Origin of the sequence: Empedobacter stercoris, assembly GCF_020281205.1 — a bacterium.
Classification (GTDB): Bacteria; Bacteroidota; Bacteroidia; order Flavobacteriales; family Weeksellaceae; genus Empedobacter; species Empedobacter stercoris.
Genome location: NZ_JACXZC010000030.1, coordinates 13,717 through 35,181, shown reverse-complemented (window position 1 = coordinate 35,181; position 21,465 = coordinate 13,717). Strand labels below are relative to the sequence as shown.

Here is a 21,465-nt window from a genome sequence, read left to right as displayed (position 1 = left end):
AAAAGACATACTGTAATCGCGCTGAGTGCGTTTGACATAATTGTTTCTTTCTTCCATAATAACGATTATTTTTTTTGTGTCGCTATTTCAGGACGGGACAATATTTTCATAAAAAAACCTCATCCTGATAGATGAGGTTTTTTCTAATTTATTCCGGTCTTCTTGGACCGTTTTCTCTTGATTTTAAAACGTTTTCTACGTCTTCTAATTTGAATCCTTTAGCTTTTAGCAGGATTAAATAGTGATACATTAAATCGGCTGCTTCACCTAAGAATAAGTCGTCGTTATTGTCTTTGGCTTCGATAACAATTTCTACGGCTTCTTCTCCGACTTTCTGCGCCACTTTATTGATTCCTTTATTGTATAACTTATAGGTGTACGAATCTTTATCTTCTGCTAAATCGATTCGATCGTTAATCGTTTGTTCTAATTCATAAACAAATCCACGATTCGAAACTTCGTTGAAACACGTTGTAGAACCTATATGACAAGTAGGTCCAAAAGGTTTAGCTTTGATTAAAATCGTATCTTTATCGCAATCAATCGCGATTGATTTTACTTCTAAAAAGTTGCCAGATTCTTCCCCTTTTGTCCATAATCTATTTTTTGAACGCGAATAGAATGTTACTTTTCCTAATTCTTCTGTTTTTGCAAATGCTTCTTCGTTCATATAACCCAACATCAACACTTGATTGTTTAGGTAATTTTGAATAACAACAGGAACTAACCCGTCGTTACTTTTTGTGAAATCGATTTTCATCGTATCGGAATGTTTTGTTCTTTTAAATAACTTTTTAGTGTCGGAATCGGAATTTCACCAAAGTGAAAAATACTTGCCGCTAATCCACCACTTGCTTTTGTTTCGGTAAACATTTCAGTAAAATGTTCCATTTTTCCTGCTCCACCAGAAGCAATCACTGGTAGATTTACCTCATCAGCAACCGCTTTTGTAATATCAATTTTGAAACCAGCTTTTGTTCCATCACCATCCATTGAGGTTAATAGAATTTCACCAGCTCCTAGTTCTTCCACCTTCTTTACCCAATCTAACGTTTTCCATTCGGTTTCAATTTTTCCACCGCTTACAAACACTTTTTGCGTACCGTTCACATCGCGTGTATCCACTGCAACAACCACACATTGGGATCCAAAACGAGCCGCTAAATCAGCTACCAATTGAGGATTTTTCACTGCAGAAGAATTCACCGAAACTTTGTCCGCACCTGCTTGAATCACAGCCGAAGCATCTTCTACTGAATTGATTCCGCCACCAACTGTAAATGGAATATTAATCGCTGCTGCAATCTTTTCGACCATTTCTGCTAAGGTTTTGCGTTTCTCAAGCGTTGCTGTAATATCCAAAAACACCAATTCGTCAGCGCCTTCTTCTACATATTTCTTGGCCAATTCCACTGGATCTCCCGCGTCGCGTAATCCTTCGAAATTAACTCCTTTTACTGTTCTTCCATCTTTAATGTCGAGACAGGGGATGATTCTTTTTTTTAACAAGTTTTAATGTTTTTAAGTGTTTATATTCTTAGGTGTTGAAGTGATTAAGTGTTTAAGTTGCTCATTGGAATATTTAAAAACTTACTAACTTAAACACTTTACCACTTACTAACTTACTTACTAATCAACGTAGACAAATCTTTTAATTGGATTCTTCCTTCATAAATTGCTTTACCAAGAATTGCACCTTCGCAACCTAATTCTTTTACTTTAATTAAATCATCTATGCAAGAAATTCCTCCAGAAGCAATTAATTTAACGTCTGCTTTTGCTAGAATTTCGGTGTACAAGTCATTCGAAGCTCCTTCTAACATCCCGTCTTTAGCAATATCTGTACAAATAACATAATCAATTCCTTTCGCTTTGTATTCTTGAATGAAATCAATGACATCTATTTCAGAAGTTTCTAACCAACCATGCGTGGCAACTTTTCGATCTTTTGCATCGGCACCTAAAATAATTTTTTCGTTCCCGTATTGAACAATCCATTTTTCGAATAAAGTTGGATTTTGAACAGCAATACTTCCACCTGTAATTTGGTCTGCACCACATTCAAAAGCAATTCTAATATCATCATCCGCCTTAATTCCACCTCCAAAGTCAACTTTTAAATTGGTTTTAGAAGCAATTAATTCTAAGGTTTTATAATTAATGATTTGCATTGATTTTGCACCATCTAAATCTACTAAATGTAAATATTCGATGCCATAATCTTCGAATTCTTTTGCAACTTCTAATGGATTGTTATTGTATGTTTTTTTTGTATTGTAATCGCCTTGTGATAAACGAACGCATTTTCCGTCGATAATATCTATAGCTGGGATGATTCTCATGTTTTTAGTTTTTAAGTTATTATGTTTTTAAGTGTTTAAGTTATTGTGTTTTTAAGTGTTTAAGTTATTATGTTTTTAAGTGTTTCAGTTATTGTGTTTGTAAGTTTTTTAGTTATTGTGTTCTTCAATTAATGGGGATTAACTTTTGAACATAAAATTTTACAACTTAATAACCTTATCACTTCATAACTGACAAACTATAAAGACAAAAAGTTCTTTAAAATTTGTTCTCCAATTCCAGCTGATTTTTCTGGATGAAATTGAGTCGCGTAAAAATTATCTTTATTTAAAGAAGCTGAATATTCTAGAATATAGTTGGTTTTCGCAATCGTAAATTCTGAATTCTCACAATAAAAACTGTGAACATAATAGATGTCCGAGTTTTCTTCGATTCCGTTAAACAAAGACGTTTTTAAGTCATAAATGATATTCCACCCCATGTGTGGAACGATTTCAGTTGATGGAAATAACTTGACTTGAATGGGAAAAATTCCTAAACACTCTGTATTTCCTTCTTCCGAAAAAGCACACATCAATTGCTGACCTAAACAAATTCCTAAAGTGGGTTGTTTTAAGTTTTTGATGACTTCGTCCAATCCTTTTTCTTTTAGATAAGTCATAGCCGAACTCGCTTCTCCCACACCTGGAAAAATGACTTTGTCTACATTTTGCAAGGTTTCAAAATCATCTGTAATTACCGCTTTGTAACCCAAACGAGTTACCGCATTGTAAACCGATTTTACATTTCCTGCGTTATATTTTACTATTGCTATCATATTATTTGAGTGGTTAAGTTTTTATGTTGATAAGTGATAATGTTTGTAAGTTAAATAGTGGTTAGATTTTAAGTCTTAAACCAACAAATAACTTTATCACTTCATAACTTTACAACTTAAAAACTATTACAAAAGTCCTTTTGTTGATGGTAAAATCATTTTTTCTGGATCACGTTTTACCGCCACTTTAATCGCTTTCGCAAACGCTTTAAAAATCGCTTCGATTTTGTGGTGTTCGTTTGTTCCTTCCGCTTTGATATTTAAGTTCGCTTTTGCACCGTCTGTAAACGATTTAAAGAAGTGATAGAACATTTCTGTTGGCATTTGACCAATCATTTCGCGTTTAAATTCCGCTTCCCAAACCAACCAGTTTCTTCCTCCAAAATCAATTGCCGCTTGCGCTAAACAATCATCCATTGGTAAAGTGAAGCCATAGCGCTCGATTCCTAATTTATTTCCTAAAGCTTGTGCAAAAACTTCACCTAAAGCAATGGCAGTATCTTCAATCGTATGGTGTTCGTCAACTTCTAAATCCCCATCCACTTTAATCACTAAATCCATTTGTCCGTGACGTGCAATTTGATCTAACATATGATCGAAAAAGTGTAAACCAGTCGAAATATCTGATTTTCCTGTTCCGTCTAAGTTTAAATCGATTTTAATCTTTGTTTCGTTTGTGTTACGAACAATAGAAGCCGTACGATTTTGTAATTTTAAGAACTCGTAAATCGCTTTCCACGATGTTGTTTTTAATGCAATCGCTTCGTTTAAACCTTCGTTATCTTGGATTTCGTCTGCTCCTAATGCTTCGTCATTTGCAATAAAAATTCCTTTTGCTCCTAAATTCTGTGCTAATTTCACATCTGTAATTCGGTCTCCGATTACAAACGAATTTGCTAAATCGTATGCCGGATTATTGATGTATTTAGTCAATAAAGCGGTTCCAGGTTTACGTGTCGGTGCATTTTCGTGTGCAAACGTTTTATCGATGAAAATATCTTCAAATTTCACTCCTTCATTTTCGAATGCTTTTACTACGAAATTCTGAATCGGCCAAAATAATTCTTCTGGATTTGCTGGCGTTCCTAAACCATCTTGGTTCGTTACCATCGCTAATTCGTAATCCAATTCTTTCGCAATTTTCCCTAAATAAGTAAATGTTTCTGGATAGAATTCTAATTTCGAAACGCTGTCGACTTGATAGTCAGCCGGCTCTAAAATCATTGTTCCATCTCTATCTATAAAAAGTACTTTTTTCATTTTTTAGTTTGTAAGTGATTAGGTGATGAAGTTTTTAAGTTATTTACTTTTGATATGTTTAATATAACCTGTAATCATTTTTCCAACTTCTTCACTTTTACTAATCAATATTTTGTATTCTTTTTCAGTTATATATTTCAAATCTCTAGAAAGTAAAAAGTAATACTTCAGTTCTTCTAAAGATGTATCCGAAATGTTATAATAATGGATTTGATGAGCTTTCGTTTGTTTTTTATATCCTTCAACAATGTTTGCCGGAACAGAAACTGCACAGCGTTTCATTTGACTTGATAATGCAAATATTTCTGATTTAGGAAATTTATCGACAGTTTTATACACTTCCAAAACAAGTTGATGCGCTTCTTTCCATAAATTTAAATCATAAACTAGGCCCATATTATTTGGTTTTAAGGTTTGATAGATATTAAGTTAAGAAAAATGTTTTTAAGTTTCTTAGTTTTTATGTTGGACACTGTCAAGTTAATAGGTTTTTAAGTTAGTACGTTGTTCAGTTTGTATGTTTTTAAGTTGTACGGTTAGTAAGTTTTTAAGTTAGTAAGTTTAAATATTTAATAATCAGAGATAAAACCAACTTAGACACTCTACCACATAAACACTTCATAACTTGCACACTTTACCACATAAAAACTTACTAACTTAATCACATACTAATCAAAACCCTTAAGTACCTCTAACAAAATTCCATTTTCCTCTTCCGTTCCAACAGTAATTCTCAAACAATTCTTACATAAATCGTCATTGTTACGGTTACGGATGACAATTCCTTTTTCAACTAATTGGTCGTAGCGCTTATTTGCATTATCCACTTTAATTAAAATAAAGTTCGAATCACTTGGATAGATTTTTTCGACAAAAGAAATCTCCGTTAACGCATTTTCTAAAACTTCTTTTTGTTGAACAATCGTGTTTGTTGCTGCTACCACTTTTTCGTAATCGCTTAAAATTTCAATCGCTTTTAATTGTGTCAATTGATTGATGTTATAAGGCGGTTTAATTTTATTTAAGACCTCTACAATTTCTTGTGAGGCATATAAAATTCCTAAACGAATTCCGGCTAAACCAACGGCTTTTGATAACGTTTGTGTTACGATGACATTTGGATAATTGTTGATCTCTTCGATCCAAGATGGCTCAGTCGCAAAATCAATATAGGCTTCATCGATAATTACCAATCCGTTGAAACGATTTACAATTTCTAAAATCGCTTCTCTTTTAATGATTTTTCCTGTTGGATTGTTAGGCGAACACAAGAAAATCATTTTTGTATTTTCATCCACTTTCGCGAAAATATCTTCGATGTTGGGCTTAAAATCTTCTTCATTTAATAATGATTTACGGTATTCAACAGCATTTAAATTCGCTAAAACACCGTACATTCCGTAAGATGGAGAAATCGCAATAACGTTATCTTGATTCGGTTCGCAGAACGCACGGAAAATTAAATCCAAAACTTCGTCGCTTCCGTTTCCTAATAAAATCTGATCCGTAGGAAAGTTTTTAATTTCGCTTAAAATCGATTTTACATTGCGTTGTAAAGGATCTGGATAACGATTTAAACCATCATTGTTGAAAGGATTTTCGTTGGCATCTAAGAAAACGAAATCGTCATTAATATCTTGAAATTCGTCGCGAGCAGATGAATACGCTTTCATTGCTTTTACGTTGGGACGAATGATTTTGTTTATGTTGAACATTTTATTTTAAGTTATTAAGTGTTTATGTTGACAGGTTTTTAAGTTGTTAAATGCTTATGTTGATAGGTTTTTAAGTTATTTATACCACAATTCTAAACCACTTAAAAACTTACTCACTTATCAACTTATTTCAAGTCTAATAATCTTAGCGTCACCGCATTTTTGTGTGCAAATAATTCTTCAGCTTCCGCCATAAATTCGATAGCAGGACCAATATTTTGAATTCCTTCTGCTGATAATTTTTGGAACGTAATTTTCTTGATGAAACTGTCTAAAGAAACTCCTGAATAATTCTTCGCATAGCCATTCGTTGGCAACGTGTGATTGGTTCCAGAAGCGTAATCTCCTGCCGATTCGCATGAGTAATTTCCTAAGAAAACAGATCCTGCGTTAATGATTTTATCAAGATAATTTTCGGCTGTTTCGCAAGCAAAAATTAAGTGCTCTGGTGCATAAATATTAGAGAAAGCTATACATTCTTCAATTGAATTAAGAACAATTCCTCTCGAATTTTCTAAAGCTTTTGCTGCTAATTCTCTTCTTGGTAAAAGTTCTATTTGAGATTGTAATTCAACAATTGTTTCTTTTAAAGTTTGCTGATTAGTTGTCAATAAAATCACTTGTGAGTCGATGCCGTGTTCAGCCTGAGAAAGTAAATCTGCTGCGACATATTTCGGAACCGAAGTTTCATCTGCAATAACTAAAACTTCACTTGGACCCGCAGGCATATCGATTGCTACACCAAAATTTTGCGCAACTTGTTTGGCTGCCGTTACATATTGGTTTCCTGGACCGAAAATTTTATCCACTTTCTGAATCGTTTCTGTTCCAAAAGTTAATGCGCCAATGGCTTGAATTCCGCCAACTTTATAGATTTTATCAATTCCGATTAAGTTGGCTGTATATAAAATCGAAGGGTGAATTTTTCCTTCTTTATTGGGAGGTGTACACAAAATAATGTTTTGACAATTAGCTAATTTCGCAGGAATTCCTAACATTAGTGTTGTTGAAAACAAAGGTGCTGTTCCGCCTGGAATATAAATTCCGACATTTTCGATTCCACGAGATTCTCTCCAACAATTTACACCTTTTGTGGTTTCGATCATTTTGATTTCTTCGCGTTGCGCTTTGTGAAATTTTTCAATATTGGTAGCTGCTAATTGGATGGCTTGTTTTAACTCTTCAGAAATTAAATTTTTCGCTTCTTCAATTTCTTCAGTAGAGACTTCTAAGTACGATATTCTTACTTTGTCAAATTCTTCTGTAAAGTTGATTAAAGCTTGATCTTTTTCAATTTGAATTTTATCAAAAACGTCCAAAACGATTTTTTGTAAATCTTGTGCTTCTTTTGTTGGTCGAGATGTTAAAGTTGACCAATCTGAGTATTCTGGTTTGTTGTATGTTTGCATCTTTTTTAGTTTTTATGTTATAAAGTGTTTAAGTTTATAAGTCTTTAAGGTTTGTAAGTGTTTTTTTATTCTTTATATAAATAACTACTTATGAACTTAACAACTTAAGCACATCAACACTATAAAATCATTTTCTCAATTTCCAATACTAAAATACCTTCAGCACCGAAAGCTTTTAATTGTTCGATGATGTCCCAAAATGTATCTTCTTTAATTACAGTGTGGATTGACGACCAACCTTCTTGTGCTAATGGTAAAACTGTTGGTGACTTCATTCCTGGTAAAAGAGCAATGATTTCTTCTAATTTTTCGTTTGGGGCATTTAGTAAGATGTATTTGTTTTCGAAAGATTGTTTTACGGCTTCAATTCTAAATAATAATCGATTTAAAATAGCTTTCTTTTGTTCATCTAAATTTTGATTAGCAACTAAAACAGCTTGAGATTCAACTACGGTTTCTACTTGTTTTAATCCATTTGTTAGTAAAGTTGAACCTGTTGAAACAATATCAAATATGGCATTTGCTAAACCTATGCTTGGAGCGATTTCTACACTACCCCCAATTTCTTCAATCTTTACGTTAATTCCTTTTTTTTGAAAGAAGTTTGAAAGAATTTTAGGATAAGAGGTAGCGATTTTTTTGTTTTTAAAAAACGATAAATCAGTATATTCTTCGTCTTTTGGAATAGCCAAACACATTTTACAATTCGCAAAACCTAATTGACGAATTTGTGTAACATTTTTATCTTTTTCCCAAACTTCATTTTCACCTAAAATTCCTATATCAGCAACGCCTTGTTCTACATATTGTGGAATATCGTCGTCGCGTAAGAATAAAACTTCGATAGGGAAATTTGGAGATTCGGTTCTTAATTTTCGATTACTTGTAGAAATTTTTATTCCGCAATCTTTTAATAATTCGAGCGACTTTTCACTTAATCGTCCGCTTTTTTGAATGGCTATTTTTAATGTATTCATTTTATTTTATATTTATAGGAGTACATCAAAAAAGCTAAAAAAAAGAAAACCCGTTTGATGTACTCAAACGGGATTTAGATATATTATTTGGCACAAGTCCATATCACAATCAGCTCGCTTGAGTGCAAGTATGATGGTGATGATGATGGAACTGAACTGTGTACATAATTTCTTTTTGTTGAGACAAATTTATAAAGGATATTTTAATTAGCAATGAAATTTTTAATGTTTAGAAAAAATAATTAAGAAGAATCTCATTTCTAATGTTATATTTTAAAATTTATAGTAATTAGGTTTTATTTTCTAAATATTTACTTTTTTATAAATTTTTGAATTGATTGGGAGTTGTCTGTATTAATGTTGATAAGATATACCCCATTTGACAAATGATGAATATCGATTTTATTGGAATCTTGTTGATTTAAAATTATTTTACCTGTTAAATCTGTAACGGTAACGGTTTTTATTTTTTCTGTAGTATTAATATTAATGTATGTTGAAGATGGATTTGGATAAATAGAAATAGGATTCTTGTTATTCTCTGTTAATCCTAAATTTTCTAAATCAATAATAGTTACATTATCTACAAAAAAACTTGAACCATAATTATCAAAACTAAAATCTACTTCGGTAATATCTTTATTCAGATCATCTATAATTGTTTCTTGAATTTTTACATGATCTAAATAGTAAATAACTTTTTTTGCATTTAAATCGACTTCAGCTTTCACATTGTACCATTTTTTAGGTGTCCATGTACCAACTGTTACACTATTTTTCATGTGTTCGTATGCAATTTCTCCATCAAAGTAAAATATCAAACCACCAACCAAATCGAACTCATTGTTTTCGTTATAAAAGCCTAACATTTCATAATTTGAATTTTCAGTTTTCTCCAAATAAACATCAGCAGAAATAGTGTATTTACGATACTTTGCAATTGGATAAGCGATTCCACCCCAATTTCCTTCTTCTACTTCATCATTTATAACATATACAGAATTCGTTCCTTTGCTCGAAATTGTATTATTGACTTTAGAATTTTCATCAGAAACATATCCCCAATTGAACCAGTTTTTTTGGTTGTTTAGATTTCCGATTGAAAAACCTTCAGATTCTTCAAAAGAAATATTTTGGTTTTGAGCATTAACATTTAATGATAATAGGGTTAAAGCCCCAACTAGTAAATTTTTCTTCGTATAAAATATTGTTTAATTAGCTGGCAAATATGATAATTTTATTTGAGTATAATTAAGGGGATTTTGTAAATAATCGTTAAGAATTTTGATGAAGTGGTTTGACATCAAAAACTTTACTTTATTTTTGTAGAGATTTATGTTAGAAAAGAAAGAAGCACAATACGAAAAGGTCGTTTTAGTTGGATTGATTACACGCGAACAATCCGAAGAAAAACTGACTGAATATATGGATGAATTGGAGTTCTTGGCGTATACAGCAGGAGCTACAGTTGGTGAACGTTTCACTCAAAAAATGGATCGTCCTGATTCTAAATTTTTTGTAGGAAGCGGGAAATTAGATGAAATTGCTACATTTGTAGAGCAATATGACATTGATACAGTAATTTTTGATGATGAATTAACTCCTTCTCAGCTAAAAAATATTGAGAAAGTTGTCAATAAAAAAATTATTGATAGAACACAATTGATTCTTGATATTTTTGCACAAAGAGCGCAAACTTCTTATGCAAGAACGCAAGTAGAATTGGCTCAATACCAATATTTATTACCTCGTTTAACACGAATGTGGACGCACTTGGAGCGTCAGCGAGGTGGAATTGGAATGCGTGGTCCTGGAGAAACGGAAATCGAAACTGATAGACGTATTATTCGTGATCGTATTACATTACTGAAAGAAAAATTGAAAGGAATTGACAAGCAAATGGCGACTCAACGTAAAAATCGTGGTGCATTGGTGCGCGTAGCGTTGGTTGGTTATACCAATGTTGGAAAATCGACGTTGATGAATGTTTTGTCGAAGTCAGAAGTTTTTGCAGAAAACAAGTTATTTGCAACATTAGATACAACAGTTCGTAAAGTAGTGATTGGTAATTTACCTTTCTTGTTAACGGATACGGTTGGGTTTATTCGAAAATTGCCAACACAATTGGTAGAATCCTTTAAGTCGACATTGGATGAGGTTCGTGAAGCAGATTTATTGGTTCATGTCGTCGATATTTCACATGCAAGTTTTGAAGATCATGTTAATTCAGTGAATCAAATTTTAGCTGAAATTGATTCGAAAGAGAAGCCAACGATTATGGTTTTTAATAAAATTGATAATTTTTCTTATACGAAACAAGATGAAGATGATTTGTCTGAAAAGAAATTTGAAAACTATTCGTTAGAAGATTGGAAACGAACTTGGATGGCAAAAACGGATTATCCGACATTGTTTATTTCTGCTACAGAAAAAGATAATTTAGAAGAATTACGAAAAACGGTTTATGAAGAAGTAAAAGAACTTCACATGAAACGTTTTCCTTACAATAATTTCCTTTTTCAGTATTATGATGAGGAAGAAGAGAGTGATTTGGAAGAATAATATAAAAAAAGATGGATTTATAAAATCCATCTTTTTTGGTTAAAGTATAATTTGTTTAAATCCTTTTTCTTGTAATTCGAAAAGATAAATAAATGCATTTGGTGTTGTTTGCACAAACTCTAAATATTGAGATTTATTTACCCCTAATTTATTCATTGCAAATTCGCACGAAGTAAACTTAATTCCAGCTGCATTCGCTTTTTTCATCATTTCTTTTAGCTCATTATCTTCTGCTATATCCTTAACAGCAGCAGCAATCATCACAATTTCAAATGTTGATTTCGGATTGTTCTTTAACATTTCCTGACCAGTCATAATCGATGACATCAACATCATTTTGTTTTGTACCATAATTGCATATTTACCTTTCTTTTTAAGTTGGTACGATTGTTCAATTTGGTTGTTTTCAAGTTGTGTTGTGTTGGCTTGTGCTGTGAAAGTAGTTGCAAAAGCAAGCATAAAAACTATCTTCTTCATTTTTTTCTATTTACAATTAATTCAAAGGTAGGGTTTCGTTTCTTTTTTCGTTGTAACAAAAGTTACAGGCAATCAATTCAAAAAAATGTATCAGTTTTTTTGTGTTTACTTTAGAATTTTAGCATGTTATAACATGAAATTAAAATAGCTAATAGGTTTAAAGCAAAAAAAATCCTCTCATTTTTTTGAGAGGATTTCTTTATTATAATATTACATGACCTAATTTCGTCAATTTTTGATGATCCAAAAGTTTGATTTTTCGACCTTCAACTTCTATCAATTCATCTGTTTTAAATTCAGAAATTAATCGAATTGCAGATTCTGTTGCTGTTCCAATTAAATTTGCCATTTCTTCACGTGTTAAAGAAATATTGATGAAACCATCTTTATCAGTACCTAATTTGCCTTCTAATAAAATTAAAACTTCTGCCAATCGTTCGCGAACCGTTTTTTGAGCTAAATATGTAATTGTACGTGCATATTCTCCTAAGTCTTTTGCAATTCGTTGTAGAATATTGAAGGCTAATTTTGGATTAATTTCCAGTAATTTTAAGAAGAATTTTTCTGGAATGTAATAAATTTCAATCGCAGTCATCGCAGTTGCAGATGCACCAAAAACTTCTTGACTTAAAATTGAACGATATCCTATGATGTCACCTTCGTTGATAAAGCGTAAAATTTGTTCTTTTCCGTTGAAACCAATCTTAAAAAGTTTTGCTGTCCCTTTCATCACACAGTAAATACCTTTTGGCGTATTTCCTTCCTGGATGATTTCGTCACCTTTTTTTAGATTCAAGATTTTTTTCTCTTGCTCGAACTCCAACAATTCTTCTTTACTAAAAACCCCAAAAGACTCTGGGTTATCAAACATCGCTTTAATCGATACTACATTCTCATTAAACTCTGACATATCTTATTGTTATGACTTAATTCATACAAAGTTAACGTTAATTCTGATAAAAGGAAAGTAATTTTGTAAAATAGTATGGAAGAGAATTGTTTTCACTGTGGTCAACGGATTGAAGAAGAGGTTATTCAGTTCGATGAAAAGGATTTTTGTTGTCAGGGTTGTAAAACGGTTTACGAGATTTTAAACGTAAATAACTTGAAAGATTATTACGATCTTAATCGTAATGCAGGTTTGCGTCCTGATGGAAAAAGTAATCATCAATTTGATTTCTTAAACACAAAAGAAATCTTTGATAAAGTTGTAGATTTTTCTGATGATGGCGTTACAGTTGTCTCCTTTTATGTGCCTGTAATGCACTGTACTTCCTGTGTTTGGTTGTTAGAGAGTTTGGATACAATCAACCCAAATATCATTTCTTCTAATGTTAATTTTACTCAAAAAACTGTTCAGATTACTTATCGAGATGCGAATTTGAAATTAGGAGATTTAGCACGATTAATTACAAATCTTGGGTACAAACCATCTATTAATCTAAAAACATTAGATAAAAAGAATAAAAGCAAAGTCGATCGCTCTTTGGTGAGTAAATTGGTAATTGCAGGTTTCTGTTTTGGAAATATAATGCTTCTATCGTTCCCTGAATATGTAGAGGTTTTTGGAGAAGTAAAAGAACAATGGTTAGAAGAAAATAAAGGATATTTCCGCTGGACTATGTTCGCGTTGTCTTTGCCTGTTTTCTTTTATTCTTCTACTGATTACTTTGTTTCTGCTTGGCAAGGTTTGAAAAATAAATACATCAATATCGATGTACCTATAGCTTTGGGGATAATCGTGATTATGTTCAAATCTACTTATGATATCATTTTCGATATTTCGCCCGGTTATTTCGATACATTAGCAATGTTATTGTTTTTGATGTTAACAGGAAAATGGTTTCAGCAACAAACGATGCAAGCGTTAGCATTTGATAGAGATTATAAGTCATTTTACCCTATTGCAGTTGCGAAGTTAGAAGATGGATATGAACAACCTATTTTGTTGGCTGATTTAAAAAAAGGTGATCGAATATTAATCAGAAATGAAGAAATCATCCCAGCTGATGCTATTTTAATGAAAGGAGAAGCGATGATCGATAACTCGTTTGTGACAGGAGAAGCGCGTTTGATTCCTAAAAAAGCTGGAGATAAGATATTTGCAGGAGGTAAGCAGTCTGGTCATGCCATCGAATTAGAAATTATTTCGGATGTTAATCAAAGTTATTTAACCCAACTTTGGAACAATGATGCTTTTCAAAAAGAAGAATCAGAATTAAATGCATTAACCAATAAGATTAGTCATTATTTTACGTTAATTATTCTGATTATTACAGCAATTTCAGCTGTTTACTGGTATTATCACGATTCTTCTAAAATTTTAGAAGTAGTCACATCTATTCTTATTATTGCTTGTCCTTGTGCGTTAGGATTGTCCTCGCCGTTTATTTTGGGACATATGATGCGTATTTTCGGTAACAAAAAGTTTTATGTAAAAAACACATCGACTGTAGAAAGAATGGAAAAAATTACGGATGTAGTTTTTGACAAGACAGGAACAATTACAGAAAGTGACGAAGCGCAAGTACAATACGAAGGAAAAGAATTATCCGATTATCAGAAACAATTGGTAAAAGCATTAATCAGAAATTCAAATCACCCGCTTAGTCGTACGTTGTATAAAAAACTAAATGTTGACGATCATTTGCCGATTTCTAATTACGAAGAAATAGTTGGGAAAGGTCAACAAGCAGAAGTAGATGGGCATCAATTAAAAGTTGGGTCGAGAAGTTTTACCAATGCAATTTTTAATGAAAATAGATTAAATCAATCTCAAGTTTTTATATCAATTGATGGAGAAGTTTTTGGTAAATTTGTTTATACCAATCGATACCGAAAAGGATTGGATGGTATATTGAAAGAGTTGGATGCATATCAATTGCATGTTTTGTCAGGGGATAATGATTCTGAAAAAGAATATTTAGAAACGATTTTTCCATCAAATGCAAAATTGATTTTTAATCAATCACCAACGGATAAATTAGAATACATCAAACAATTGGAAGAAGATGGAAAAAAAGTGATGATGCTTGGAGATGGATTAAATGATGCTGGAGCTTTGAAACAAAGTACAGTTGGGATTTCAATCTCTGAAGATATTAACAGTTTTTCACCTTCATGTGACGGAATTTTGGATGCGAGAAGTTTTTCGGCTATTCCAAACTTTTTGAAATTAGCAAAGACAACAATGAAATTTGTAAAAATTGCATTTTTTATTAGTTTCTTATACAATATAGTTGGGCTTAGTTTTGCCGTTTCTGGATATTTACAACCAGTCGTAGCAGCGATTTTAATGCCAATAAGTTCTATTTCAGTGTTAATTTTTGCTACGGCAAGCACACGAATTGCAGATAAAATAACGAAATGGAATTTAGACTGATTTTAAATTACGTATATACATACTGCTCTGACCAAAATCATTGTGATAAGAACTTAGGGCTTTGTAATTTTGTGGAGCTATGGGGATATTATTATTAATGATATTGGTTAGTGTCTCTTTGGGGGCAATTTTCCTTCTATTATTCTTTATGGGATATAAAAAGGGACAGTTTGACGAAGATGAATCTCCAGCAGTGAGAATGTTAAAAGATGATAAAAAAACACAAGATAAAATCGACTCATAATGCAAATGCAGACTTTTAGTTACGACAATAAGATCGTAAAGTATTTCCTTTATGCCACATTGTTTTGGGCAGTTATGGCATTTTTCTTTGGAGTATTGGTTGCAACTTTGTTGTTTTTTCCTACGTTACCAGAATACATCTTCGGATCGGATGATGGTACAATTGGAGGGAATATTCAAGGTTTAATCAACTCGCAAGGAACACTTGGTTTTGGTAGATTAAGAATGATACACACAACATTCGCGGTATTCGCCTTTGTTGGTAACTCGTTCTTTACCGGAGCTTATTATTCAATGCAAAGATTGTTGAAAACCAGAATGTACAGCGACGTTTTAAGCTGGATCGTTTTCTGGGGATGGCAATTATTTATTGTATTATCATTTGTTACATTTATCTTAGGATACAACACTTCTAAAGAGTATGCTGAGCACGAATGGCCAATTGATATTTTAATCGCGCTAGTTTGGGTGTTGTTCGGAGCACAAATGTTCTTAACAATTGCTAAACGTCGTGTACGTCACTTGTACGTAGCTATTTGGTTCTACATCGGAACTTGGGCAGCTATTACAATGCTACACGTATTTAATAACTTAGAAATTCCAGTGACTTTTAGCTTAACAGCTCCAAAGTCTTACTCATTATATTCTGGAGTTCAAGACGCGTTAGTGCAATGGTGGTACGGACACAATGCTGTAGCATTCTTCTTAACAACTCCTATTTTAGGATTAATGTATTACTTTGTACCAAAAGCAGCAAATAGACCTGTATTCTCATACAAGTTATCTATTGTTCACTTCTGGTCATTGATTTTCATTTATATCTGGGCTGGACCTCACCACTTGCTTTATACAGCATTACCAGGTTGGGCACAAGCTTTAGGAACAGGATTCTCTATCATGTTAATCGCTCCATCTTGGGGAGGTATGTTAAATGGTTTATTAACATTACGTGGTGCATGGGATAAAGTAAGAGAAAATCCAATCTTGAAATTCTTCGTAGTTGCTTTAACTTGTTATGGTATGGCTACCTTCGAAGGACCGTTATTAGCAACAAAAACTTTAAATAAAATTGGTCACTTTACAGACTGGGTTCCTGCTCACGTACACGTAGGTACTTTAGGATGGAATGGATTTATCGCTTTTGGTATGATCTATTACTTAGTACCAAAGTTATTTGGAACTAAATTAGCATCTGTCAAGATGGCAAATGCACACTTCTGGATTGGTACTTTCGGTATCTTATTCTGGGTAATTCCTATGTATGTTGCAGGTTGGACACAAGGTTTAATGTGGAAACAATTCGCAGCTGACGGAACATTAGAATATGGTAACTTCTTACAAACAGTTACAATTCTTAAACAATGGTTATATCCATTACGTGCATTTGGAGGAACATTATATTTGATTGGATCAATTTTAATGGTTATTAATGTTTGGAAAACTGTAAAATCAGGAAGCTTTATTGCGAATGAAGAAGCAGAAGCTCCTGCATTAGCACCAAAAACAGCTTCACGTACACAAGGAGAAGGAGTACACTCTTGGATAGAAAGAACTCCTATCGTTTTAACAATCGGAGCTGTATTAACTTTAGCTGTTGGTGGTTTAGTAGAGATTGTACCTACAATTGTAGTAAAATCTAACGTACCTACAATTTCAAGTGTAAAACCATATACACCTTTAGAGTTAGAAGGGCGTGATTTATATATTAGAGAAGGTTGTAACGCTTGTCACACTCAGATGATTCGTCCGTTTAGAGACGAGGTAAAACGTTATGGAGAATACTCTAAAGCAGGAGAATTTGTTTACGATTATCCATTCTTATGGGGATCAAAAAGAACAGGTCCAGACTTGCACCGTGAAGGAGGTAAAAATCCAGATGCTTGGCATTACAAACACATGTGGAATCCACGTTCTACATCAGACGGATCTATCATGCCTCGTTACCCATGGTTAATCGAAAATAAATTAGACCGTGAGTTAACGCGTGATAAAATGAAATCTATGGTTGCATTAGGAGTTCCTTATGAACAAGAAGATTTTGATAGTATGCAAGTTTCTATGAACAAACAAGCATTAGCGATCGAAACAAGTATCTTTAAAGATGCTAATGATTTGAAAGACTTATATGCTAAAAAAGAAGCTGAAGCTAAAGCTGAAGGAAAAGAGTTTGTTCCGTTAAGAGACCGTGAGATTACTGCATTAATTGCGTATTTACAACGTTTAGGAACAGATATCAGTGCTGAACAAGTAGAGACAGCGAGTAACTAATGTTAAAATATTATAAAGAATTCCTTTCTCAGTATGAGTATGCATCTTTGTTGCAGACATTAATCCTAATAGGATTTATGGCAATCTTTATAACAGTATTTGTTAAGGTTATGAAAAAACCAAAAGATTTTTATAAAGATAACGAGTCTGCAGCTTTAGATTTAGAACCAGAAGAGAACGAAAAAAATAATACAAAATGAGACAACGTACCCCGGCCTATATATTTATCCCATTAACGCTATTAGCTATAATCTTAGCGTTTACAATGGTTACGCCAGTAGATGTGGTGCCAGAACCAGGTTTTCAAGGAATGGTAAACAATTTACTTGAACATTTAAAACATGTGTTCGCACAAGGAATTTTCTGGGCAGTATTAGCAATTGCAACGGTAATGCTTTTAATTATTAATGCTTTGAACAAAGTAATCGAAGCAGAAAGATTCAAAAGATTATCAGAAGTAGAACAAGCACAGTATTTAGAAGAAGGAAAAATAGGTTATTTCAAACGCTTATTTAGTTCAGCTGCTAAAAAACAATCTGATAAAGAAGAAGAGTCTATCATCTTAGATCATGGTTTTGACGGAATCAAAGAGTTAGACAATGCTTTACCACAATGGTGGTTATCATTATTCTATTTCGGTATTGTATTTATGGTTGTTTATGTAATGGCATATAGTTTTACAGACTTCGCTCACATGGACAAAGAATACGAAGAAGAAATGGTTTATAAAGATAAAGTGGATAGTATTTGGGCAGTTCAAAATGATATTGACATCACAGGTGCTATTGATAAATCGAATGATCCAGCGATTGTAGAACAAGGAAAAAAATTATTCGATCAAAACTGTACTCAATGTCACATGCAAGATGGTATTGGAGGTATTGGACCAAACTTAACAGATGATTACTGGGTGAATCATGTTGAAGATAGTTTATTCAAAAATATCTATCACATTATTTATGATGGATCTCCACAAAATCCTCAGATGCGTGCATTCGGACAACGTAAAGAGTTATCTGGTTTAGCAATCGAGAAAATTGCTTCTTATGTGTACTACATCAACCAAAAAGAAGCTACTAAGACAGTTGCTGAAGGTGCAGCTGCTCCACAAGGAGATTTAGTAGAATCTTGGAAGCAAAAGTAATTAACAACAAATAATTACAACAAATATCATATTGAAAGAGAGCTTATTTATAGGCTCTCTTTTCATTTTTAGTCGTAAATTTGTATACATTTAAAATTCACGACAATGAGTGTTCAAAATTCTGACCCAAAAGATGAATTTAATTTAAACGATTATTTGGAGGATAATAACCAAATGAACGAAGACGTTCGTACTTCCATTGGAACAATGGAAAGAACAGGAGAACGAAAATGGGTATATCCTAAAAAACCAAAAGGTAAGTTTACTAATTATAGGACATACGTTAGTTATGTATTGTTAGCAATATTAATCTTAACACCCTTTTTTAAATTACCAAACGGAAATCCTTTGTTCAAATTTGATGTCTTACAAAGTCAATTCATTTTATTCGGTTTCCCTTTCTTTACCTCAGACTTTTTCTTGTTAGCTATCGGAATGATTACGACCATTATTTTTATCGTATTATTTACCATGGCTTATGGACGGTTGTTTTGTGGTTGGGTATGTCCCCAAACAATATTCTTGGAAATGGTTTTCCGAAAAATAGAATATGCCATAGAAGGTGACAGAGCAAAACAAATGAGATTAGATAAACAAGAATGGGACGAAGAAAAAATTCGTAAAAAACTATTAAAATGGACCATCTTCGCTATCATTTCATTTATCATAGCAAATGTATTCTTAGCTTACATTATTGGAGCAGATGCTTTATACGCAGTTATTCTTGACGGTCCAGCAGAACATATCGGGACATTGATTGGATTAGTTATCTTTTCTGGAATGTTTTACTTTGTATTTGCATGGTTCCGAGAACAAGCTTGTACGTTGGTTTGCCCTTACGGACGTTTTCAAGGTGTACTTATTGATTCGCATACAATTAATGTAACATATGATTTCAAACGTGGTGAATCTACAGCTGGACGTGCAAAATTCAAAAAGAATGAAGATCGTAAAGCTGCTGGAAAAGGAGATTGTATCGACTGTGGACAATGTGTAGTTGTTTGCCCAACTGGTATTGATATCCGTAACGGAATCCAATTAGAATGTGTCAACTGTACAGCTTGTATCGATGCATGTGACGAAGTAATGGTAAAAGTTGGTTTACCAACAGGATTGATTCGTTATGCTTCTGAAGATGATATCAAACGTGGAGAGAAATTCAAATTCTCAAAACGTTTAGCAGCTTACACATTTGCCTTGTTATTATTGATTGGTGCTATGACAGCTTTCCTTTTCTCTCGTTCAGATGTAGAGTCTAAATACCTAAAAGTACCAGGAACAGATTATAAAGTAGAAGGTCAATATTACGTCAATCAATTTGAATATACATTATACAACAAAACAAATGCCGACCAAATTGTATCAATAGAATTATTATCACACAAAGATTCAAAAGTAGAAATGTACGAAGGTGTTAATAAATTGAACATGGAAAAAGGTCAAATCATTCAAGGTAAATTCTTCTTGAAAATTCCAACAAATGAAGTAAAATCGTACAAAGAAAAAGTTATAATTGGTCTAGTAAACCAAAAAGGAAAAGTAATCGATAAATACGAAACGAGCTTTTCAGCTCCTTTTAAATATTAAAAATATGAAATTAAATTGGGGACATGGCGTAGCAATAGCATTAGGATGTTTTATGATCTTCATTCTATCGCTACTGTTTATGGCAGGAGACACAGGAGGAATGGTAACAGAAAACTACTATGAGAAAGAACTTCATTTTCAAGACGAAATCAACGCAGAGAAACGTGCAAATGCTTTAGCCGAAAAGCCAGAAGTAATTGTACAAGCAAATGGACTTTTGTTTCAATTTCCAGCAACTACTGCGGCAGATTTTAAAGGAGATATTTTTTTGATGCGAAACGCAGACGAAACTAAAGATATCAAAACTAACATTAGATTATCTGACCGAAAAAATTTCTTAATACCTTCTGTTAAGTTAATAGACGGAGAATATGAATTAACATTAAGCTGGAAGGAAAATAATCAAACATACTTGATTAAAAAATCCATTCGATGGATCTCACAATAGTTATCATAGCATTATCTATAGGTCTTACATCGTCCCTGCATTGCGTAGGGATGTGCGGACCTATTGCTTTATCTTTGGGATTAGAATCCCAAGACAAACTAAAATTTACACTTCGCAATCTCACTTATCAATTGGGACGTGTAACCACTTACACGATTTTAGGCGCAATTTTAGGACTAATTGGCGAATCATTTACATTTGTGGGTTTACAAAACTACCTAAGTATATTGATTGGAGTGCTAATGATTATTATGGTCATGATTCCGAAATTCTACGAAAACGGAGCGTCTCAGCTTCGTCCAGTAAACGCCTTGATGGTAAAAGTAAAAATCTCTCTTGGTAAATTTTTAATCAAGAAAGATTCTTCCTCACTTTATATAGTTGGTTTATTAAATGGCTTATTACCTTGCGGAATGGTTTACGCCTCTTTAACTGCAGCCATTGGTTTAGGAACGGTTTACAAAAGTGCCATGTTCATGTTCTTCTTCGGATTAGGAACATTACCACTAATGTTTGCTACCGTTTTATTTGGTAATTTTTTATCAGTCAAACAACGACAAACTATCTTAAAAATCTTACCAATCATCACCTTAATACTTGGTGTATTATTTATTCTTCGCGGATTAGAATTAGATATTCCGTTTATCTCGCCAGCCAAAGAAGCACTTCAGCTAAATAGTATGGACGATCATTGTATGTAATTTTTTTATACCTTAGGCTTAATTCTTTAAATGAGTATTAATTTTATGGTAGAAAAGATTATATGTAATATGGTAATTTGTTTAATAATGCCATTATTAAATTTATTTCGATTGCAATTTTTGTTTGATGCAATATTTTATTAAAAATACATTTATTACGATTTTGATATTAAT

At 32.8% G+C, this 21,465-nt stretch carries 21 protein-coding genes; 9 read left to right on the top strand and 12 right to left on the bottom strand.

The window, feature by feature from the left end; translation table 11 throughout:
• Positions 1 to 148: 148 nt before the first annotated feature.
• From hisIE to IF125_RS12270, 10 genes are all read right to left on the bottom strand, one after another.
• Positions 149 to 760: a bifunctional phosphoribosyl-AMP cyclohydrolase/phosphoribosyl-ATP diphosphatase HisIE gene (gene hisIE, locus IF125_RS12315; RefSeq protein ID WP_225542701.1), complete on the bottom strand. Its 612-nt coding sequence runs from the start codon at positions 758 to 760 to the stop codon at positions 149 to 151.
• Positions 757 to 1,509 (bottom strand): imidazole glycerol phosphate synthase subunit HisF, encoded by a 753-nt coding sequence (gene hisF, locus IF125_RS12310; RefSeq protein ID WP_225542700.1) that lies wholly within the window; start codon positions 1,507 to 1,509, stop codon positions 757 to 759. Before hisF ends, hisIE begins: the two co-directional genes overlap by 4 nt.
• A 113-nt stretch (positions 1,510 to 1,622) precedes the next feature.
• A complete protein-coding gene (gene hisA, locus IF125_RS12305; protein WP_225542699.1) occupies positions 1,623 to 2,342 on the bottom strand; it encodes a 1-(5-phosphoribosyl)-5-[(5-phosphoribosylamino)methylideneamino]imidazole-4-carboxamide isomerase in 720 nt (239 codons plus the stop codon).
• 197 nt (positions 2,343 to 2,539) lie between these two features.
• Entirely contained in the window at positions 2,540 to 3,118 is a 579-nt protein-coding gene (gene hisH / locus IF125_RS12300) for an imidazole glycerol phosphate synthase subunit HisH (RefSeq protein WP_225542698.1), read from the bottom strand.
• 126 nt (positions 3,119 to 3,244) lie between these two features.
• Positions 3,245 to 4,378 carry a bifunctional histidinol-phosphatase/imidazoleglycerol-phosphate dehydratase HisB gene (hisB, locus tag IF125_RS12295; protein ID WP_225542697.1) on the bottom strand — a complete coding sequence of 378 codons (1,134 nt, stop codon included), beginning with the start codon at positions 4,376 to 4,378 and terminating at the stop codon, positions 3,245 to 3,247.
• A gap of 39 nt (positions 4,379 to 4,417) precedes the next feature.
• A complete protein-coding gene (locus IF125_RS12290; RefSeq protein ID WP_225542696.1) occupies positions 4,418 to 4,774 on the bottom strand; it encodes a four helix bundle protein in 357 nt (118 codons plus the stop codon).
• A 272-nt stretch (positions 4,775 to 5,046) separates the two neighbouring features.
• Positions 5,047 to 6,093: a histidinol-phosphate transaminase gene (gene hisC, locus IF125_RS12285; protein ID WP_225542695.1), complete on the bottom strand. Its 1,047-nt coding sequence runs from the start codon at positions 6,091 to 6,093 to the stop codon at positions 5,047 to 5,049.
• Between the two features lie 125 nt (positions 6,094 to 6,218).
• Positions 6,219 to 7,502, bottom strand: a complete 1,284-nt coding sequence (gene hisD, locus IF125_RS12280; protein WP_225542694.1) for a histidinol dehydrogenase — start codon at positions 7,500 to 7,502, stop codon at positions 6,219 to 6,221.
• Positions 7,503 to 7,621: 119 nt separating this feature from the next.
• Positions 7,622 to 8,479: an ATP phosphoribosyltransferase gene (hisG, locus tag IF125_RS12275; protein ID WP_225542693.1), complete on the bottom strand. Its 858-nt coding sequence runs from the start codon at positions 8,477 to 8,479 to the stop codon at positions 7,622 to 7,624.
• Positions 8,480 to 8,790: 311 nt separating this feature from the next.
• Positions 8,791 to 9,348, bottom strand: coding sequence for a T9SS type A sorting domain-containing protein (locus tag IF125_RS12270; RefSeq protein ID WP_225542692.1), 558 nt, complete (start codon positions 9,346 to 9,348; stop codon positions 8,791 to 8,793).
• Positions 9,349 to 9,814: 466 nt separating this feature from the next.
• Between IF125_RS12270 and hflX the strand changes: the two genes are divergently transcribed.
• A complete protein-coding gene (gene hflX, locus IF125_RS12265; RefSeq protein WP_225542691.1) occupies positions 9,815 to 11,041 on the top strand; it encodes a GTPase HflX in 1,227 nt (408 codons plus the stop codon).
• A 39-nt stretch (positions 11,042 to 11,080) separates the two neighbouring features.
• Here hflX and IF125_RS12260 read toward each other — a convergent pair whose 3' ends face one another.
• Complete coding sequence (locus IF125_RS12260; protein ID WP_171623840.1) at positions 11,081 to 11,518, bottom strand: DsrE family protein; 438 nt, start codon at positions 11,516 to 11,518, stop codon at positions 11,081 to 11,083.
• A 202-nt stretch (positions 11,519 to 11,720) separates the two neighbouring features.
• Positions 11,721 to 12,428, bottom strand: coding sequence for a Crp/Fnr family transcriptional regulator (locus IF125_RS12255; RefSeq protein ID WP_171623841.1), 708 nt, complete (start codon positions 12,426 to 12,428; stop codon positions 11,721 to 11,723).
• 75 nt (positions 12,429 to 12,503) lie between these two features.
• Between IF125_RS12255 and IF125_RS12250 the strand changes: the two genes are divergently transcribed.
• The 8 genes from IF125_RS12250 to IF125_RS12215 all read left to right on the top strand — a co-directional run bounded on the left by IF125_RS12250 (position 12,504) and on the right by IF125_RS12215 (position 21,291).
• The gene (locus IF125_RS12250; RefSeq protein WP_171623842.1) at positions 12,504 to 14,900 is read left to right on the top strand and encodes a heavy metal translocating P-type ATPase; all 2,397 of its coding nucleotides are present in this window, start codon (positions 12,504 to 12,506) and stop codon (positions 14,898 to 14,900) included.
• Positions 14,901 to 14,979: 79 nt separating this feature from the next.
• The gene (gene ccoS / locus IF125_RS12245; protein ID WP_171623843.1) at positions 14,980 to 15,144 is read left to right on the top strand and encodes a cbb3-type cytochrome oxidase assembly protein CcoS; all 165 of its coding nucleotides are present in this window, start codon (positions 14,980 to 14,982) and stop codon (positions 15,142 to 15,144) included.
• Positions 15,144 to 17,411, top strand: a complete 2,268-nt coding sequence (gene ccoO, locus IF125_RS12240) for a cytochrome-c oxidase, cbb3-type subunit II (RefSeq protein ID WP_171623844.1) — start codon at positions 15,144 to 15,146, stop codon at positions 17,409 to 17,411. Before ccoS ends, ccoO begins: the two co-directional genes overlap by 1 nt.
• Positions 17,411 to 17,611 carry a cbb3-type cytochrome c oxidase subunit 3 gene (locus tag IF125_RS12235; protein ID WP_225542690.1) on the top strand — a complete coding sequence of 67 codons (201 nt, stop codon included), beginning with the start codon at positions 17,411 to 17,413 and terminating at the stop codon, positions 17,609 to 17,611. The genes ccoO and IF125_RS12235 overlap by 1 nt, the downstream gene beginning before the upstream one ends.
• Positions 17,608 to 18,555 (top strand): cbb3-type cytochrome c oxidase N-terminal domain-containing protein, encoded by a 948-nt coding sequence (locus tag IF125_RS12230; RefSeq protein WP_188319281.1) that lies wholly within the window; start codon positions 17,608 to 17,610, stop codon positions 18,553 to 18,555. The genes IF125_RS12235 and IF125_RS12230 overlap by 4 nt, the downstream gene beginning before the upstream one ends.
• A 105-nt stretch (positions 18,556 to 18,660) precedes the next feature.
• Complete coding sequence (ccoG, locus tag IF125_RS12225; protein WP_225542689.1) at positions 18,661 to 20,142, top strand: cytochrome c oxidase accessory protein CcoG; 1,482 nt, start codon at positions 18,661 to 18,663, stop codon at positions 20,140 to 20,142.
• Between the two features lie 4 nt (positions 20,143 to 20,146).
• Positions 20,147 to 20,590, top strand: a complete 444-nt coding sequence (locus tag IF125_RS12220; RefSeq protein ID WP_225542688.1) for a FixH family protein — start codon at positions 20,147 to 20,149, stop codon at positions 20,588 to 20,590.
• Positions 20,575 to 21,291, top strand: a complete 717-nt coding sequence (locus IF125_RS12215; protein WP_188319279.1) for a sulfite exporter TauE/SafE family protein — start codon at positions 20,575 to 20,577, stop codon at positions 21,289 to 21,291. The genes IF125_RS12220 and IF125_RS12215 overlap by 16 nt, the downstream gene beginning before the upstream one ends.
• The last annotated feature ends 174 nt before the right edge of the window (positions 21,292 to 21,465 follow it).